The following is a 17233-nucleotide window of genomic DNA, read 5'->3' on the forward strand; positions in this document are numbered from 1 at the left end:
CGCGCCATCAGAGATGTGTATAAGAGACAGGGCGCGAACGTCGGTTTCGTCGTCGAGCTGTTTGACGATAGAGAGCGAGTTGTTGACGGCGACGCGGTCGTCGGGTTCGAGTTCCTCGCGCATCTCGTCAGTGACCTCTGTCAGGGCCTCCTGGTTGTTGCCGTGCTGTTTGATAATCACGCCATCGCTGGAGAGCTCCTGAACGGTCGCGACGAACAGCGGTGACTGCTTGAGCTTCTTGTTCTCGTGGGTGAGCCGTTCGAGCTTCTGCTGGTACTTGTTGTTCTCGGCGTTCGCGTCCAGCAGCTTGTCGCGCATCTCCTCGTTCTGGGATTCGAGCACCTCCAGCCGCTCCTGCAGCGCCTCGATCTTCTGTTGCTGAGACGCGTCGTCGTCGTACGGCATATCGACCTCGTCGACGGTGTCGGTCATTACGACGCCTTTAGTAGGTGTATCGTTATGAGGCTTCGGGTAGTGCCAGAAACTGTATCGCCCGACGCGAGCCCCGAGGGGGCCGTTACCGGCCGTCCCGACCGCGGGTCCGAAATCGGCACGTTTCTTGGCCCCCACTGGGAACATGCGTCCATGCCAACCGAACGCGAGGAAGTCATCATCGTCGGCGGCGGCGTCGCCGGGCTCTCGGCGGCGATCTACACCGCTCGCGCCGACCTGTCGACACGCATCATCTCGACCGGTGAGTCGATACTGAACCGCAACGCACACCTCGAAAACTACCCCGGATTCCCGGCGGGAATCAACCCCCGGCTCCTGCTCGAACTCATGCGGGCACAGGCGCGGCGCGCCGGCGTCTGGTTCATCGACGGCGAAGCCGAGCAGGTCGAGCGAACCGACGGGGGCTTCGAAGTGACCTGTACAGACGGCGAGTCCTACGACGGGACGTACCTCATCGCCGCCTCCTGGTCGGACCCATCGTATCTGGATGGGTTGGAACTCTCACTCATCGACCGCGGGTCGAAGCAGTTCATCTCGACCGACGAGCAGGGCCGAACCGATATCGAGGGGCTGTACGCGGCCGGCCGGCTTGCCGAGCAGCACCACCAGACCATCGTCGCCGCGGGCCACGGCGCACAGGTCGGGCTCACGCTGCTGGAGGATTCCGACATCGACTTCTATCACGACTGGACCGCGCCGGAAGGGTACTTCACCGGCCGTGACCGCCCAGTTCCGCCGGGATGTGAGGAAATCGACGAGGAAGAGCGCAAGAAGCGCGAACAGGAGTCCCTGGGGGTCATGCAGCGGTACTTCGAGGAGCCGATGCCGGGTGAGCCAACGATGCACCCGAGCGTCGATCAGGATTCGGATTGATAGGGCCTACTGTAACAGTTTCCCGGTTCGACCGTACGGTGGTCGATGCCGAAACGGCGTACAGCAGTCGCTATGGCCCTGTTTCGAGCGAGCGTTCGACGGACTGCAGCTGTTCGATCCGCTCGGCCGTCGGTGGGTGGGACCGCGTTTCGATAGACAGGGAATCGGTCGACGCTGCCGTATCGAACCCGTGTGGAAGGAAGCACAGACCGCGGACGCCCGCGTACGCGGAGCGCTTGTCTGTCCCCGGCCGGTCGTCATCTCCATCGAGTGTCTCTAACGCCCTGACGAGTGCGGCGGGGTCACCAGTCAACTGGGCAGCGCTCCGGTCGGCGGCGAACTCCCGAGCGCGCGACAGCGACCGGCCGAGGACGACAACGGGGGCAGTGAACACGCCCAGCGCGACGCCGCCGAACAGGACTGTCACCGCGAACAGGAACAGAAACCCCAGCGTGAACGCGAGGCTTCCGAAGGGGGCGTCAAGCACCCGGACGCTGAATACGTATGCGAGACCGAGTGCGACAAGCCCGAGCGCGTGGCGGCTCCCGCCCGGGAGCAGGTCCGCAAGCGGGTCGTACTCGCCGTTAGTCAGCGACGGGAGGAAGCTGGCCAGCGTCATGACGGTCGCGTCGCGGTTGGCGACGTGCATGAGTTCGTGGGCCAGTACGGCGTCGAGTTCGTCGCCGTCGAGGGTCGACAGCAGCCCCTCGCTGACGACCACCGTCGCGCCGCCAAGCGTCCCGATGGCAAAACTGTTCGGTACGTCGGCGTCTGCGACGGCAATCCGTGGCGGCGTGAGGTCGGCCAGTTGCGCGAGCCGCTGGACTCGCTCGTGGAGGTCGGGATACTCAGCAGGGCCGACGATGCGAGCGTCGACCTCGGCCATCGTCTGGGCGCTGGTGTATCTGAGCTGTGCCCAGACAAACGCCACGAGGGCGGGGGCGAGAACGGCCACCCACCAGGCGATGCGTGCCGATGCCCCACCGAACGGAAGGGAGGCGGCAACGGTATCCCGCACCGGCGAAAGCCAGGGCGTCAGGAGCACCGCCGCGGTAGCGACCACGGCGATGTCGACAGCGAGGAGCAACAGGAGGGTCCACAGCATACGGCGGGTCAGTGTCCGCATAGGGGTAGTTTTGCTATACCCACAGCGGATGAAAGGTTTTCTGCTCGGACAGTCCAGCAGTGAGGGAAAGTATTTATTTTGCCGCCGGAAACGGTGCCGTAGTGTCAACAAAGCTGGTGCGTGCCGCCCTCGCCCTCCTCTGTGCGGTCGCTGTCCTGTTCGGCACGGCGCTGTTTCCCGGCGCACTCGGCGTCGGGTTCGAGTCGAGCGGCCCCCTCGACAGCCGAGCGAGCGAGCCGACCACACCCGACGGAACAGCGCCTGACGATGTCGACGGTGAGCCGACACCGGTAGCGACGAGTGATGGGGCGGAGACGACGCCGCGGTCGACGAGCGGCGAACCGGCGGCGACAGCGACGCCAACACCGACGGAGACGGCGACAGAAACGCCGGCAGCCGGCGGGAGCGAAGACAGTGGGTCCCCCATGCTGGTGAAACTGATTGGACTGGCGCTGATCGGCGGGTTCGGCGTCGTTGCAGTCGGAGTCATTCGGGCTGCATCGAACGCGGAGGGTGACGGGTCGACAGACGGCGGACTGCTCTTGCCCCCTATCATCGACAAACTGGCCGGGACAGTCGTCTCGGCGGTTTCGGACGGCGCGGTGGGGCGGACTATCGGGCGGATTCCGAAGGTAACGACCGCCGCGCTGCTCTCGGGTTCGTCGTCGCTCTCACGGGTCGGAGCCGGTATCAGTGCCGTCTCCGGCGGTATCCTGACCGGATTGGCGACGGGGGTCGGATCAGTCGGCACGATGTCACTTCGGGGGGTCGCCGGCCTGCCGAGTGCGCTCGGGTCGCTCTCAGTCGCGCCGTTCAAAGCCCTCAGCGGCTTCGGCGGGACCGGCGGCTTCCTCGCCTCAGTCCGGAGTGGTGTCGATAGCCCGTCGCTGTTTGGCTCGTCGGATGCAGCGGCCAAGCAGTCAGCGGCTGGCGAATCGACGGCTGACGCGGACAACGGTCCGGAAATCGATAGTCTGTCCATCCAAGAGGCCTGGGCACTGCTGGCTGACCGCGTGTCGGTATCGGACCCCGAGACGGCGACGCCCGGAGAGTACGCTCGCCGGGCTATCGACAGCGGGCTTCCGGCAGCGCCCGTACGCCGGCTAACAACCCTCTTTCGGGAGGTCGAATACGGTGGGAGATCGGCGACCGGAGAGCGGACTGAGTCGGCCCGGACCGCCCTCAGACAACTCCTTGACCGGGGTGATGACTGATGAGTGACGCGAAATCACAGCAGGGGGACACTGCCAGCGCGAACATCGACGTCAGTGTCGAACGGCCGACACCGGGGCGCAAGTTCGTCCGGTACACGCTGTTGGGACTCGCCGCGCTTGCCGGGGCGGTGTTCGTCGTTACCTTCCCCTCGGTGCTGCCGGATGTTGGGAGCGGGACGGCGAGACGGCTCCAACTCGGTGCGAGCGTCAGCGCTGCCGTCGTCGGCCTTTTCGGCCTGTATACCGTTGTCCGGACAGAGGACTCGACGCTTCCGCCGGTGAAAGGGCGACAGCCGCGTGATACGTCTCATGCCGACGAAAGCGACGAGTCGACGGAACTGCTTGATGAGCTACTGGAGCCGGAAGCGATAACGTCGGAATCCGGCGAGCTAGTCGGCAACGAAATTGACGAGTTGCTCGCAAAAATCGACGGGCGTGTCGACCACTACAACGGCCTCGAAGCGAGTTATGCGTCAGAAGTCAGAAACAGACTCCGTGAGGCCGCGAGACAGATGCTGGTCGAAACGGCAGATATGTCGATGGAGGCGGCGGCTCGAGAAGTCCGCACTGGCTCGTGGACGGACGACCGCCGAGCGATGTCCTTCCTCGGCGGCCCAGAGGCACCCGACCCGCCCATTGAAATGCAGTTGCGGGACTGGGCCAGCGGTGAGGGATTCGACCGGAAAGTCGAGGCTGCAGCGGCCGAAATACGCCGGCTTCAGCGGGGTGGGCACGCGTGAGCACGCGCGAGACGACCCAGCGTAACGTCGGCGTCTCGGCCGCGCTAGTGGCCGGCGGAGCCGGTATTGTCACCGGAAATCCGGCGGTTTTCATGGTCGCGGCGGTGGCGCTGGTGTACGCGGCCTATCAGGCGGCCATCGGTGACCCCGAACCGACGCTCACAGTCGAGCGCCACGTCGAACCGGCCGACCCGCTTCCCGGCTCGGAGGTAACAGTGACGCTCACACTCACGAACGACGGGGACGCGACCCTGCCCGATGTTCGCATCCTCGACGGCGTTCCGGGGCGGCTGGAAGTCGTCGACGGCTCTCCCCGATTCGGGACCCATCTCGAAGCCGGGGCGACGGATTCGGTCACCTACACCGTCGAAGCCCGGCGCGGCGACCACGCGTTCACCGACGTTGCGGTCGTCTGCCGGAATCTGACCGGAACCGTCGAGTTCGCCGAGCAGGTCACCGTCGAGACGACGCTGTCGTGCAGCGCCAGTGTGGACACGGTCCCGCTCTCGGGCCAGACACTCTCCCAATCCGGGCGTGTCCCGACGGACGCCGGCGGGAACGGGCTCGCCTTCTACGCCATCCGTGAGCACCAGTCCTCGGACCCGATGAGTCGCGTCGACTGGAACCGCCTCGCGAAGACGAACGAGCTAGCGACGGTCGAGTTCAAGGAGACGCGAGCGGCCACCGTTATCACGCTGGTGGATTCACGACACCCCGTCGCGGCCGAGGCGAACGCGCCCACGGCTGTCCAGTTCTGTGCATATGCGGCCCAGCAGGTCGGTTCGGCGCTTCTGGGGATGGACAACCGCGTCGGTGCCGCAGTCTACGACAGTTGCGAGACGCTCCAGCCGTCTGCCAATCGGGCACAGGAACAGCGATTGGAGGCGTTTCTAGAGGAGACTGTGAGCGGGGCACCCACCGGGTCGGCGGGGGCCCGCGGTTCATCGCTGCTCGACACCGGTACCCGAACCCGGCGAATGCAGTCACCGACCGAGATGGCGGACCGCTACGGCATCGCCGACGGCGGCGACGCGGTAGCGACGCTCGACCGCTCGATACCGGGCGAGTCACAGGTCGTGTTCTGTACGCCGCTGCTCGACGACCGGGCGGCCGACGCGGCGAAACGGCTTGCCGCGTACGGACACGCGGTCACGGTCGTCAGCCCGGATATGACGACCGGTGACAGCCCGGGCAGTACCGTGGAGCGAATCGACCGAACAGCCCGCCTCGACAGCCTTCGAGGGACGGTCCGAGTCGTCGACTGGACGCCCACGGAACCGCTCGCTAAGGCACTCATTCGCGCAACGGAGCGGTGGGCATGACGGAACTCGACAGTCGACCGGCGGCATCGAGCGCGGCACTGGCCGGGACGGTCGCGGTACTCGTCTCGCTCGTTCTCGGCCTCGCTGTCGGGGACCCGAGACCAGTCCTGACCGGCTTCGTCGGCGGGCTTTGTATCGCAGCTGGGCTCTGGGCGCTCCGCAGCGATGCCCACACGCGCATCGCCGGCGGTAGCGTCGCCATCATCCTCGGCGCGGGCGTGTTCTGTGGAACCGCACTGCTGGCGACTGACTACTGGTCGCTCGTCGTGGCGCTCGGGTTCCCGTTGGCCGCCACACTCGTCGTCATCGACGCGAGTAGCGGATTGGTGCCGCCGACCGATGCGACGGACGAACTCACGGCAATGCTCGACGAGAGCTTCGTGGTACTGGTGGTCGGTATCTGCGTCACAATCGTCTGTGCCGTCGCCGCTGCCGTCAGGCTGCCCTGGATACTCGTCCGTGTCGTCGCCGGCTTCTCGGTCCACCCACTCGTGGGCTTCGTGACGCTACAGGTCGGAGTCCTCCTCGCCCTGTTGTTGCTGGACAAAACCACGAAGACGCTGGAGTCGTGGATTCCGGAACCCACAGCGACGACCGACCGGGCGCTCGGGCGGCTGGACCTGCTGGGGACGAGCTGGTGGGACATCGACCGCTACGTCAAGGCCGCCATGGGCTTGCAGGTGTTCGTGGCGTTTGTTCCGACAGCACAGGGACTGTTCGACCGCTTCCTCGGAACCCTCCCAGTGCTCGGGCCGGCCCTGCGGGTCACTCTGGGTGGTCCGCTCCATCTCGTCCTTGCGGCCGGACTCTTGGCGTTACTGGCTATTCTCATCATCGAACGGCTCCGGCAGTGGCTGTTGCAGTGGCTGGGGGACGACCCTGGACGGTCGCTGGCCCGGCAGGCCGGCAGTATCGTTGTCCCTGTGGGACTGCTGCTGGGCGCGCTGGTCCTTACCGCCGCTGGCGTGACCCGGCGAGTAGCGCCCACGTACTCCGGGGCCGGCCACTATGGCTCGGCTACCGTATTGCTCCTCGGCGTCCTCATTTCGGTCGTCGTCCTTCGCGGACTCGTCACGGTGCTGTCCGAACTGGTCGGTGCGGAGTTGCTGTCCAGACGTGTGGCAGGGTTCGCGGCTGGAAGCGGGCTCCTGTTCGTCATGACGTTGCTCGGGGCTGAGCGCGGACTCGTACCGATACTCGTCCTCGTCGGGAGCGCGGCGGCGCTGCTGGTCTGGGACGCCGGCGCGCACGCCAGCAGTATCGGGCAGCAACTGGGGCGAAACGCTGAGACGACCGACAGCGAGTTCGTCCACGTCACCGGAACTGCGGTCGTCCTCGTCGGAGCGATACTCCTCGTGCTACTCGTTCGATACGTACTCATCCCGGTCGTAGTTCCGACCACGGCTGCCGGGCTCTCAGTCAGTTCAGTGGTCGCGCTCGGGCTGGTTCTGCTGGCGATAGCCGCGTTCACCCTCGCACTGAACGCACACGACGGCGGGCCACGTACCAGCAGTGACAGGAGCGGCAAGCGGAGCGAGCGGTCCGCCAATGACAGCGATTAGTTCCGCCGGGGAGACAGGGGCTTTTACCCTCGCGCCGCGAACCGGCAGGTATGCTGACCGGAGTCAACATCGTTCTGGGGGTGTCTGGGTCTATCGCGGCCGTCAAGACGGTGGAGCTCGCACACGAACTCCGACGACAGGGGGCGTCCGTTCGGGCCGTGATGACCGACAGCGCGACGGGCATTATCCACCCGTGGGCACTTGAGTTCGCAACGGACAATGAGGTCGTTACCGAAGTCACAGGCAGCGTCGAGCACGTCGACCTCTGCGGGCGCTCGGGCTGGGGTGATGTGCTCTTGCTCGCGCCGGCGACGGCAAACACCGTCAGCAAAGTCGCCGCGGCAATCGACGACACGCCCGTAACGACGTGTGTGACGACTGCTCTCGGCGCGGACGTGCCCGTCGTCGTCGCGCCGGCGATGCACGAACCGATGTACGACCACCCCGGCGTACTGGACGCTATCGACCGCGTCGAGTCCTGGGGCGTCGAGTTCGTCGACCCGCGGGTCGAGGAAGGGAAAGCCAAGATCGCGACCGAGGAAGCCATCGTCACAGCGACCGCCAGGGCCGCAGGCGACCGACCGCTAGCGGACGAGCACGTCGTCGTGACCGCGGGCGGGACCACGGAATCAGTCGACCCCGTGCGGACGCTCTCGAATCGCTCTTCGGGGCAGACTGGCCGGGCAGTCGCACAGGCCTGTTACACCCGTGGGGCCGACGTGACACTGGTCCACGACGGACCGAACGTTCCCTACGCGACCGTCGAGCAAGCCGAATCCGCCGCGGAAATGACCGAGGCCGTCCGTCGGGTCGCCGACTCAGCCGACGCGCTGGTCTCGGCAGCCGCCATCTCGGATTACACCGTCGAACAAGCAGCTGAGAAGATCAAGAGCGGGCAGGCGGAACTGACGCTGACGCTGCAGCCGACGCCGAAGCTCATCGACACCGTTCGGTCGGACCACCCCGACCTCCCTATCGTCGGGTTCAAAGTCGAAACCGAAGGCGACGACGAAACGCTGATCGAGCGCGCCCGTGAGATACGCGAGCGGGCCGGGCTGGCTTTCGTGGTCGCCAACGGCGCGAACGTGATGGGAGCCGAGGAGACGCGCGCCCTACTCGTGGACGACGGGACGGCGGCGGAGTACGCCGGGGACAAGCAGGGGCTGGGTGCCCGTGTTGCCGATGAACTCGGTGACCGTCTGTCCAGTGATGACTGAGCGCGTAACCGATTACGAAATAGTTTTGCGTGTTCCGTTGCTCCGGTCCGATAACGACAGTACTGCCCGACGAACCGCTATTCGGAGTTTCTAAACAGAGACTGTGACTGTACTACCACCCCGTCGCCTGCTCGTGCCAGTAGCCGATTCGGTGACGGTCCGTAACACCGTTGCCTACGCCATTGAACAGGCCGAATCGGCGGCCAGAGAGGGACAGCAACAGGTGTCGTTGCACCTCGTCGCCGTCGCAAGCACGCGCGCCGTCGACCCCGACGCTCAGACGGAACTCGGCCAGGCAAAGGACCTGCTCGACCGCATCGAGGTCTGGCTCGACGAAGACCTCGGCGAGTCCCCACCATCGAACCTCGACGTGGAACTGGGCGTCATCGGCGCCGACCGCTACCTGTTCAGCCCTGGTGATTACGCCGACGCGATTCTGGCCTACGCCGACGAACACAGCATCGAACGGGTCGTCCTCGATCCGGAGTTCAACCCGGGCGGCACGACGCCGATGCTTCGGCCGCTCGAAGTCGAACTCGTCCGGGGCGATATCGACGTCGAGACCGCACCCGTCGAGCGGCCGGCACGGTCGACCGCGCTCGCTCGCGCCGCGACGCTCCCGAAGTATCTCACCATTTTTGGGGCGTCATACCTGTTTTATTTGCTGTTGAGCTCGTACAAACCGTTGGATTTCCTTACTGGCGCGATAACGGCGACTATCGTCACTGCATTGCTTGCACCAATCGCGTTCAGTCGCCAGCCGTCGCTGACCCGGATTCCGCGACAGCTCGCCCGGCTGGCGATTTACGTCCCGTACCTGCTCAAGGAAATCGCCGTCGCCAACCTCGAAATCGCCTACGTCGTCTTGCACCCGTCACTACCTATCGACCCGAAAATAGTCGAGTTTGAGGCAGCCATCTGGGGTGATGGCCCGGTGACGACGCTGGCAAACAGCATCACGCTGACGCCCGGAACGCTCACCGTCAGCGTCTCCGAGCAGGCGTTCGATATCCACTCGCTCACCGGGGGTGCGCGCGAAGACCTGTTCGACGGTGGCCTCGAACGGGCCGTCCGGTTCGTCTTCTACGGCCGGGAGGCCGCAGCGATTCCCTCGCCGCGCGAACGGGGGCAGGGGGACGACGATGGCACAATCGAGAGCGACATCGGCGACCCGGAGGTGGCCGACGATGATTGAGTTCGAAGCGGCGCTGCTGGCAATCGCTAGCGCGTTCGTCCTGTTCGCTATCGTATCGCTGTACCGCGTGTTCGCCGGACCGACGGACCACGACAGGGTCATCGCGGTCAACGTGATCGGGACGAACACTGTCATCGCTATCGCGCTCGTCTCCGGCGCGCTCGATAAGCCGCTGTTCCTGGACATCGCGCTCGTGTACGCCCTGCTGAACTTCCTGCTCTCGATAGCGTTCTCGAAGTTCAACGTCGAGCACGGGGGTGTACTATGACGCCAACCGAGTGGGCCATTGTCGTACTCGCACTGGTCGGTGCCTTCTTTGCTGGCGTCGCCTCGATCGGCATTGTCCGACTTCCCGACGTGTACACACGCGCTCACGCGGCATCGAAAAGCGATACGCTGGGGGCCGTTCTCACTATCGCTGCCGCCGCACTCGCGATTCTGTCTCTTATACACATCTCTGAGCGNGCCCGCTCAGAGATGTGTATAAGAGACAGGGACCAGGGTATCGAGCCGTGGACTGCCGGCGATGAGGAGGGCAAGTCATGACGCTCTCGCTCATTGAAGCAGTGTTGTTGGTGTTCGTGCTGGGCTGTGCTATCGGCGCAGCCGTACTCCGTGACGTGCTGGCGTCGCTTATGGCGTTTGCCGCCTACAGCCTCGGCATCTCCATCATCTGGGTGATGCTTGAAGCCCCTGACGTGGGGCTGACCGAAGCGGCTGTCGGGGCCGGCATCATGACGATACTGTTCATTCTGGCGCTGGCAAACACCGTTCGGCCACAGGAAAACGGACTGTTCGAGTCGATCAGCGTCCGGACCGTCGTGCTGGTCGGCGCGTTCGTCGTCGTCATGATCGCGACAGTTCCGTCGTTGCCAGCGATTGGGGCAGAGGGCGCGGCGAACCCCGTCGTCAGCGGCGAGGTAACGCAGCACTACATCGACAATGCATACGCGGACACGGAGGTCCACAACGCGGTAACGGCCGTGCTCGCGGCCTACCGTGGATTCGACACGCTGGGTGAGGCGGTCGTGGTGTTCTCCGCTGGCGTCGCGGCGCTGACCGTCCTCAGACAGGAGGTGTTCGCATGAGTAGCGACGAGCGAACCGGGCTGTACGTCGAGAGCACCATCATCATGACAACGGTCCGCGTCGTCGCGCCGTTCGTGCTCACCTTCGCCCTGTTCGTGATGTTCCACGGGGCAGACTCTCCGGGCGGTGGATTCCAGGGCGGAGTCATCGCCGGGTCGGTCGTGATGATGCTCGCTTTCGCCTACGGCATTGACGCGGCCCGGGAGTGGCTCGACGTCCGCGTCGTCGCCTCGCTCGCGTCCGGTGGCGTGCTCACGTTCGCGGCGATTGGGCTGGGGACGATTCTCCTGGGCGGGAACTTCCTCGAGTACCACCTGTACGAACAGTTCATCTCACACGCGATTGCTTACGGTATCGAACTCGTCGAACTGGGCATCGGTGGTATCGTCGCCAGCGTTGCCATCGGCCTCTTCTTCCTGCTTGCGGCCGGGTTCGGCCACGCCGTCGATGCACCGGAGGATGAGAGTTAATGTTTGAACTGCTGAACTCACACTACAACTACTTCGCGGTGATGCTCCTGCTGGGTATCGGCCTCTACATGCTCATCGAGTCCAAGAACCTCGTGAAGAAAGTCATCGGGATGAACATCTTCCAGACGGGCATCTTCCTGTTTTTCATCACGCTCGCGTTCCGGGCCGGCGGGAATCCGCCGATCATAAAGGAGGGCGGCGGCCCCTACGTCAGCCCGCTGCCACACGTCCTCATCCTGACGGCTATCGTCGTCGGGGTGAGCCTGACCGCCGTGGCGCTGGCGCTTATCATCCGCATCTACACCGAGTACGGCACGCTGGACGAAGACAAACTCAAACAGCTCTACTATGATTGAACAACTCCCCGTATTGTTGGTCGTCCTGCCGATTATCGGCGGTGCAATCCCGCTGGCCGCGAGTCTCGTCAGCGACCGAGCAGGGTGGCCAGTCGCGACGCTGACGCTCATCGGCCAGGCCGTCTTGGCCGGACTGCTCGCGTGGACCGTCAGCACGAGCGGGACCGTTTCCTACGCGGTCGGTGGTTTCGCCGCCCCGTACGGCATCGAACTCGTCGTCGACGGGCTGTCGGGGGCCGTCGCCTTGCTCGTGGCAGTCGTGTCACTGGGCGTACTCGCGTACGCCCGACAGGCCGGCCCGCACTCGGGCCCCTTCTACGGGCTGTACCTACTATTAGTGGCCGGTCTGACAGGTATGACGGTCACCGGCGACGTGTTCAACCTCTACGTGTTCCTCGAAATCACGGGGCTTGCGGCGTACGGTCTCGTGGCGAGTGGCCGGGACGCAAGCGCCGCCGTCGCAGCGTTGAAATACCTCATCATCGGAACCGTCGGGGCCTCACTGTACCTGCTCGGCATCGGCTACCTGCTTGCGGCAACGGGTACGCTCAACATGGCCGATCTGGCGACCAAACTCGGGGAGATGGCAGCCTACGACTCGACGCTCGTCCTGACCGCGTTCGGGCTGATGGTCGGCGGGCTGACGGTGAAAGTCGCCCTGTTCCCGCTGCACACCTGGCAGCCAGACGCCTACGCGAACGCCCCGGACACCGTGAGCGCGTTCATCTCGGCGCTCGTCTCGACGGTCTCGGCGTACGCGCTCGCTCGCCTGCTGTTTTCCGTGTTCACCGTGGAGTTCCTGACGGCCGTGCCCGTCGCTCGTTGGGCACTGGTCGGTCTGGCGTGCGTGAGCATCATTGCGGGAAGTGCGCTCGCCGTCTCGCAAGACAGCGTCCAACGGATGCTCGCGTACTCCTCGGTATCACAGTTCGGCCTCGTCGTCGCCGGGTTCGCCATCGCGACCCCGCTGGCCGTCGTCGGTGCGACCGTCCACCTACTCGGCCACGCAGTGATGAAAGGCGGGCTGTTCGCTGCGACGGGGGTCATCGAGCGGGAGACGGGCGCGACGACGGTGAACGGTTACGCTGGGATGGGGAGCCGCGTCCCACTCCCGGCGTTTTCCTTCGCCGTGCTCTCGCTGGCAATGGTCGGTGTTCCGCCGGCTGTCGGCTTCGTCGGCAAGTGGTACATCGTCCTCGGCGCAGTCAACGCCGAGAACTGGCCCGTCGTGGCCGTGTTGCTCGCGAGTACGCTGCTGACGCTCGCGTACTTCGCCCGCCTCGTCGAGCGGCTCTACTTCGCCGAGGCGACCATCCACTCAGAGCCTGACGAGGTTCCCGTAACAGACGGGAGCGGACAGGCGGTCTCGTTCGGGATGATCGCCGTCGTCGTCATCGCAGCCGCGCTCGCGGTCGCGCTGACAGCAGCCGTACCGGAGTTACAAGCAATGCTTGAGGACACGCTTCCACCCCTTCTAAACCAATGACTGAGTCGCTACGCCCAATCCTGGCAATCCTCGTCTCCACAGTGGCCATCCCCGTGATTCTCTCGCTTAAGCGCCGGCCGAACGTGCGGGAGGGGGTGACCCTGACTGTCGCGTTCGCAAAGTTCGCTATCATTGCGAGCATGGTTCCCGGTGTCCTGTCGGGGACACAATACGAATTCGCCCTCGGACAGTTCGCCACCGGGATCGAACTGGCGTTCAGCGTCGACCCGCTCGGGCTGCTGTTCGGACTGCTCGCGAGCTTGCTGTGGATCGTCACCAGTTTCTACAGCATCGGCTACATGCGCGGTCTGGACGAACACGCACAGACGCGCTATTTCGCCTCCTTCGCCGCCAGCCTCGCGTCGGCTGTCGGCGTCGCCTTCGCGTCGAACCTGCTGACACTGTTCGTCTGTTACGAACTACTGACAGTGTCGACGTATCCGCTCGTTACCCACGACGAGACCGACGAGGCCCGCGCGGCCGGCCGGAAGTACCTCGCGTACACCTTCGGCGGCGGCGTCGCCGTGCTAGGGGGCACAGTTCTGGTGTTCGTCCTCGCTGGGACGACCGCGTTTACCCCCGGCGGGCTCGAAGGCCTCGCGACGGCCGACCCGACGCTGGCACGGGCAGCGTTCGCCCTGCTTGCGGCCGGCTTCGGCGTCAAGGCCGCACTGATGCCGATGCACTCCTGGCTCCCGGACGCGATGGTCGCGCCGACGCCGGTGTCTGGCCTGTTGCACGCTGTCGCGGTCGTCAAAAGCGGTGTGTTCGGCATCGCCAGAGTTGTCCTCGACGTGTACGGCCCTGTGACGATGGAGCAACTCGGTGTCGCTCTCCCACTGGCCGCGATTGCGGCCTTCACCCTGCTGACCGCGAGTATCATCGCACTCAGACAGGACAACCTCAAGCGGCGACTGGCGTATTCAACGATAAGCCAACTCTCCTATATCGTGCTCGGGCTGGCACTGCTCAAGGAGGACGCTCTAACCGGCGGCTTGCTCCACATCCCCGCCCACGCGTTTATGAAACTCACCCTGTTCTTCTGTGCCGGCGCGATCCACGTCGAAACTCACACCGACGACATCAGCGATATGGCCGGCATCGGGAAACGGATGCCGCTGACGATGGCCGCCTTCGCCGTCGCCGCGGCCGGGATGGCCGGGATTCCGCTGGTCGCTGGCTTTGTCAGCAAGTGGTATCTCGTTATCGGCGCGCTGAGCCTCGATGGCGGGCTCATCTTCGCCGCCGCCCTGCTTGTCTCCGGCGTGCTCAACATTGCGTACTTCTGGCCCATCGTCTACCAAGCGTACTTCGAGTCGCCGGAGGGACACGACGAGAAGCCCCTCTTGGAAGGGCCACTCGGGGGGCGAGACGAGGTTCGAGCCGACGGTGGTGATGGCCACGAGTCGGGTAATACCGACGACGACTCCGACGAGGGCGAGGTTCCGAATACCGAACACGTCGACCACCTCGGCAAACACCGTGAGGACCACGAACACCACGGCGGCCCGCCCGCAGGGGGCTGGGACGACCGCGGCTGGCGCGGCGGCGAAAGCACGTGGTTCATGCTCGGGCCGATCCTCACCGCGGCCACGCTGTCGCTCCTGCTGGGGACAGTGCCATACACGGCTGTCTTCCTGCGGATCGTCGATACCATCGTCAGTAATCTGCCGGGGGTGATGGCCTAATGTCGATGCTTACAGCGGTTCCGCCAGTCGTCGTACTACTTGCGCTGGCAATCGTCGTGTCCCGGCTTCCGCGGCGTGCCGGACACGCGGTCGGTGTGCTCGTGCCTGCACTTGCGGTGCCGTGGGCACTTGCGGTCCCGGAGGGCGCACATCTCCAGACCCAGTTCCTCGGGTTCGACGCCGTGCTACTGAACGTCGATCCGTTCTCGCGGCTGATGGGAATCATCTTCGGGCTCATCGCCGCAGTTGCTGTCCTCTACTCCTACGCCAGCGATGCTGATACGACGCAGACCGGGTACGCTCTCTCTTACGTCGCGACCAGTTTTGGGGCCGTGTTCGCTGGCGACTGGCTGACGCTCATTTTCTTCTGGGAACTGATGGCCGTCACGAGCACGCTACTGGTGTGGCACTACGGCGGCAAGGCGGTCCGGGCCGGCTTCCGGTATGCCCTGCTCCACGGACTGGGCGGCACGCTGTTGATGGCCGCTATCCTCAGACACTACGTCGAGGTGGAGACGTTCCTGTTCGCGTCAGTGCCGGGCGGTCCGGAAACGGCCGGAATCACGTCTGGGCTGGCCGCCGCCTTGGCCGCTATCGGTATCGGCGTCAACGTCGGCTTCATCGGCCTGCACGCGTGGCTGCCCGACACCTATCCGCGGCCACACATTGCTGCCAGCGTGTTTCTCTGCGTGTTCACGACCAAGACCGGCGTCTACGGAATGTACCGCGCGTTCCCCAACGGCCACGAGGCCATCGCGTACATGGGCGGTGGAATGGCTGTCTTCGGTGCGTTGTTCGCGCTGTTCCAGAACGATATGCGGCGGCTCCTTTCCTATCACATCCAGTCACAGGTCGGGTACATGGTCGCCGGCGTCGGTGTCGGGAGCGCCCTCTCACAGGCTGGCGCGTTCGCTCACGTGTTCAACCACATCCTCTACAAGGGCCTGCTGTTCATGACCGCCGGTGTCGTCATCTACCGGACCGGGACGGAGAGCCTGAAGAAACTCGGCGGTCTCTGGCGGGAGATGCCGATCACGGCGGGGGCGTTCTCCGTCGCTGCGCTGTCTATCGCCGGCTTCCCCGGGTTCAACGGGTTCGTCAGCAAGGGGATCATCATCTCCGGAAGCCACTACACCTTCGGCAAGGGACCGCTCCCGCTCGGTGAGTTCTATACGCTTGAGTGGATGTTGCTGCTGGGCGGCGTCGGCACGTTCATGTCGTTCATCAAGTTCGGCTACTACGCGTTCTTCCACGGTGAGTACGACAGCAGTGTGCCGGACGCGAACCGTCTGCAGAGCGTGGCAATGGTATCTGTAGCCGCGCTCTGTGTCATCTACGGCGTGTACGACACGGCGCTGTTCGCCATCCTTCCGTTCGACGTTACGAGCGAGGCTGTCGTCCACCACGTATACAAGACCTACACCATCCCCCACCTCATCGAGGGAGTCGTCCTCGCCGTCCTCGGACTGATCGGCTTCGCGGTGACAAAGAAGCCCCTCTCGAAACTCGGCCGTGTCCCGGACATCGATTCGCTGTACAATCCCGCTGTCTTCTATGGCACCCGCGGCCTCGTTGTCGGTGTGACCGAGTTGTACGCCGCCGTCGACCGCGCTGTGGTTCAGGCCACAGGCATCGTCACGCGGACAGTGACGTCCCCAAACGACGTGATTGTGCGGCTCCGTGACGACGACACCCTCGTACATCCGATGCGGGCCGGCATCGGACTTAGCATCCTCATCCTCGCGGTCTTCGTTACGGTAGCACTGCTGGCTCTTTCATGAGGTCCTAAAAACACCTTCTGTGATAATCGCGGACCAGATCAGCCAGATATGGTTTCAAGCACTCCAGAATAGCTGTTAGCAGACAGGGTGATTACAGTCTCTGATAATACAGGTGCAGACTTATATATCTCCATAGCCACGATTCGATAAGCACGGCATAACAGGGGAACCTGTTGATGCGTGCGGACACAACAATGGAACTCAAACGATTCTTCAACGACGACGATGCTGTGTCGCCGGTCATCGGGGTCATCCTGATGGTCGCAATCACGGTCATCCTCGCAGCCGTTATCGCAACATTCGTCCTCGGACTGGGCGATCAGGTCAGCAGCACGGCACCGCAGGCTAGCTTTAGTACGGATTATGACTCAAACGATGGCCAAGTCACGGTAACACATGATGGTGGTGACTCTATTAAGGCAAGCAACTTGTACTTTAGAGGGACCGGATTTGATTCCAGCAACGTTACCAATGGAATAGGAAGTAATAATGACCCGTGGCCAGGTGGCAATACGAGTGGAAGCAACAGCAAGGTTGTTGCTGGTGACCGGGTCAATGTTGGGGTGTCTGGCGACAGCTACGACTTCCGAGTCGTCTACGAGTCGTCCACTGGCGATAACTCCGCAACGCTCGCTACCGCATCCGGACCGGACGCATAAGCC

The 17233-nt window shown here is 64.2% G+C and carries 17 protein-coding genes and 1 pseudogene; 16 read left to right on the plus strand and 2 right to left on the minus strand.

All coding sequences use genetic code 11. The features are described 5' to 3' along the window. Nucleotides 1-432, minus strand: a pseudogene (locus C444_RS14040) (peptidase); the annotation flags it as partial. A gap of 153 nt (nt 433-585) precedes the next feature. On the opposite strand from C444_RS14040, the gene C444_RS14045 reads away from it, so the two are divergent. Continuing rightward, on the plus strand, nt 586-1326 hold the full coding sequence (locus tag C444_RS14045) for an NAD(P)/FAD-dependent oxidoreductase (RefSeq protein WP_004593626.1): 741 nt from the start codon (nt 586-588) through the stop codon (nt 1324-1326). A gap of 70 nt (nt 1327-1396) precedes the next feature. Here the strand turns inward: C444_RS14045 and C444_RS14050 are convergent, their stop codons facing one another. Next, nucleotides 1397-2452 (minus strand): M48 family metalloprotease, encoded by a 1056-nt coding sequence (locus tag C444_RS14050; RefSeq protein WP_049909527.1) that lies wholly within the window; start codon nt 2450-2452, stop codon nt 1397-1399. Nucleotides 2453-2553: 101 nt separating this feature from the next. Between C444_RS14050 and C444_RS14055 the strand changes: the two genes are divergently transcribed. The 15 genes from C444_RS14055 (at nt 2554) to C444_RS14125 (ending at nt 17230) form a co-directional block, all read left to right on the plus strand. Next, nucleotides 2554-3666 carry a DUF4129 domain-containing protein gene (locus C444_RS14055; protein WP_152420815.1) on the plus strand — a complete coding sequence of 371 codons (1113 nt, stop codon included), beginning with the start codon at nt 2554-2556 and terminating at the stop codon, nt 3664-3666. Beyond that, nucleotides 3666-4406: a DUF7269 family protein gene (locus C444_RS14060; RefSeq protein WP_004593629.1), complete on the plus strand. Its 741-nt coding sequence runs from the start codon at nt 3666-3668 to the stop codon at nt 4404-4406. Before C444_RS14055 ends, C444_RS14060 begins: the two co-directional genes overlap by 1 nt. Then, nucleotides 4403-5728 (plus strand): DUF58 domain-containing protein, encoded by a 1326-nt coding sequence (locus tag C444_RS14065; RefSeq protein ID WP_004593630.1) that lies wholly within the window; start codon nt 4403-4405, stop codon nt 5726-5728. Before C444_RS14060 ends, C444_RS14065 begins: the two co-directional genes overlap by 4 nt. Then, complete coding sequence (locus tag C444_RS14070) at nt 5725-7290, plus strand: DUF7519 family protein (RefSeq protein ID WP_004593631.1); 1566 nt, start codon at nt 5725-5727, stop codon at nt 7288-7290. The genes C444_RS14065 and C444_RS14070 overlap by 4 nt, the downstream gene beginning before the upstream one ends. A gap of 50 nt (nt 7291-7340) precedes the next feature. Then, nucleotides 7341-8507, plus strand: coding sequence for a bifunctional phosphopantothenoylcysteine decarboxylase/phosphopantothenate--cysteine ligase CoaBC (coaBC, locus tag C444_RS14075; protein ID WP_004593632.1), 1167 nt, complete (start codon nt 7341-7343; stop codon nt 8505-8507). A 151-nt stretch (nt 8508-8658) separates the two neighbouring features. Then, nucleotides 8659-9702, plus strand: a complete 1044-nt coding sequence (locus C444_RS14080; protein WP_004593633.1) for a monovalent cation/H+ antiporter subunit E — start codon at nt 8659-8661, stop codon at nt 9700-9702. Next, entirely contained in the window at nt 9695-9970 is a 276-nt protein-coding gene (locus C444_RS14085; RefSeq protein WP_004593634.1) for a cation:proton antiporter, read from the plus strand. The genes C444_RS14080 and C444_RS14085 overlap by 8 nt, the downstream gene beginning before the upstream one ends. Then, on the plus strand, nt 9967-10248 hold the full coding sequence (locus C444_RS14090; protein ID WP_004593635.1) for a monovalent cation/H(+) antiporter subunit G: 282 nt from the start codon (nt 9967-9969) through the stop codon (nt 10246-10248). The genes C444_RS14085 and C444_RS14090 overlap by 4 nt, the downstream gene beginning before the upstream one ends. Next, nucleotides 10245-10790: a DUF4040 domain-containing protein gene (locus C444_RS14095; protein WP_004593636.1), complete on the plus strand. Its 546-nt coding sequence runs from the start codon at nt 10245-10247 to the stop codon at nt 10788-10790. Before C444_RS14090 ends, C444_RS14095 begins: the two co-directional genes overlap by 4 nt. Continuing rightward, a complete protein-coding gene (locus C444_RS14100; protein ID WP_004593637.1) occupies nt 10787-11260 on the plus strand; it encodes a Na(+)/H(+) antiporter subunit B in 474 nt (157 codons plus the stop codon). Before C444_RS14095 ends, C444_RS14100 begins: the two co-directional genes overlap by 4 nt. Beyond that, nucleotides 11260-11616 (plus strand): cation:proton antiporter subunit C, encoded by a 357-nt coding sequence (locus tag C444_RS14105; protein WP_004593638.1) that lies wholly within the window; start codon nt 11260-11262, stop codon nt 11614-11616. Before C444_RS14100 ends, C444_RS14105 begins: the two co-directional genes overlap by 1 nt. Beyond that, entirely contained in the window at nt 11609-13102 is a 1494-nt protein-coding gene (locus tag C444_RS14110; RefSeq protein WP_004593639.1) for a monovalent cation/H+ antiporter subunit D family protein, read from the plus strand. The genes C444_RS14105 and C444_RS14110 overlap by 8 nt, the downstream gene beginning before the upstream one ends. Beyond that, entirely contained in the window at nt 13099-14790 is a 1692-nt protein-coding gene (locus tag C444_RS14115; protein WP_004593640.1) for a cation:proton antiporter, read from the plus strand. The genes C444_RS14110 and C444_RS14115 overlap by 4 nt, the downstream gene beginning before the upstream one ends. After that, nucleotides 14790-16571, plus strand: coding sequence for a Na(+)/H(+) antiporter subunit D (locus tag C444_RS14120; RefSeq protein WP_004593641.1), 1782 nt, complete (start codon nt 14790-14792; stop codon nt 16569-16571). Before C444_RS14115 ends, C444_RS14120 begins: the two co-directional genes overlap by 1 nt. Nucleotides 16572-16765: 194 nt before the next feature. Next, nucleotides 16766-17230, plus strand: a complete 465-nt coding sequence (locus C444_RS14125; protein WP_049909538.1) for a type IV pilin — start codon at nt 16766-16768, stop codon at nt 17228-17230. The last annotated feature ends 3 nt before the right edge of the window (nt 17231-17233 follow it).

Origin of the sequence: Haloarcula japonica DSM 6131 (genome assembly GCF_000336635.1) — an archaeon.
GTDB classification, from domain to species: domain Archaea; phylum Halobacteriota; class Halobacteria; order Halobacteriales; family Haloarculaceae; genus Haloarcula; species Haloarcula japonica.

Excerpts from the sequence above, each read along its gene's own strand:
- C444_RS14045 (WP_004593626.1), top strand. The coding sequence starts at position 586 with ATGCCAACCGAACGCGAGGAAGTCATCATCGTCGGCGGCGGCGTCGCC.
- C444_RS14050 (WP_049909527.1), bottom strand. The coding sequence starts at position 2,452 with ATGCGGACACTGACCCGCCGTATGCTGTGGACCCTCCTGTTGCTCCTC.
- C444_RS14060 (WP_004593629.1), top strand. The coding sequence starts at position 3,666 with ATGAGTGACGCGAAATCACAGCAGGGGGACACTGCCAGCGCGAACATC.
- C444_RS14070 (WP_004593631.1), top strand. The coding sequence starts at position 5,725 with ATGACGGAACTCGACAGTCGACCGGCGGCATCGAGCGCGGCACTGGCC.
- coaBC (WP_004593632.1), top strand. The coding sequence starts at position 7,341 with ATGCTGACCGGAGTCAACATCGTTCTGGGGGTGTCTGGGTCTATCGCG.
- C444_RS14085 (WP_004593634.1), top strand. The coding sequence starts at position 9,695 with ATGATTGAGTTCGAAGCGGCGCTGCTGGCAATCGCTAGCGCGTTCGTC.
- C444_RS14095 (WP_004593636.1), top strand. The coding sequence starts at position 10,245 with ATGACGCTCTCGCTCATTGAAGCAGTGTTGTTGGTGTTCGTGCTGGGC.
- C444_RS14100 (WP_004593637.1), top strand. The coding sequence starts at position 10,787 with ATGAGTAGCGACGAGCGAACCGGGCTGTACGTCGAGAGCACCATCATC.
- C444_RS14105 (WP_004593638.1), top strand. The coding sequence starts at position 11,260 with ATGTTTGAACTGCTGAACTCACACTACAACTACTTCGCGGTGATGCTC.
- C444_RS14110 (WP_004593639.1), top strand. The coding sequence starts at position 11,609 with ATGATTGAACAACTCCCCGTATTGTTGGTCGTCCTGCCGATTATCGGC.
- C444_RS14115 (WP_004593640.1), top strand. The coding sequence starts at position 13,099 with ATGACTGAGTCGCTACGCCCAATCCTGGCAATCCTCGTCTCCACAGTG.
- C444_RS14120 (WP_004593641.1), top strand. The coding sequence starts at position 14,790 with ATGTCGATGCTTACAGCGGTTCCGCCAGTCGTCGTACTACTTGCGCTG.
- C444_RS14125 (WP_049909538.1), top strand. The coding sequence starts at position 16,766 with ATGGAACTCAAACGATTCTTCAACGACGACGATGCTGTGTCGCCGGTC.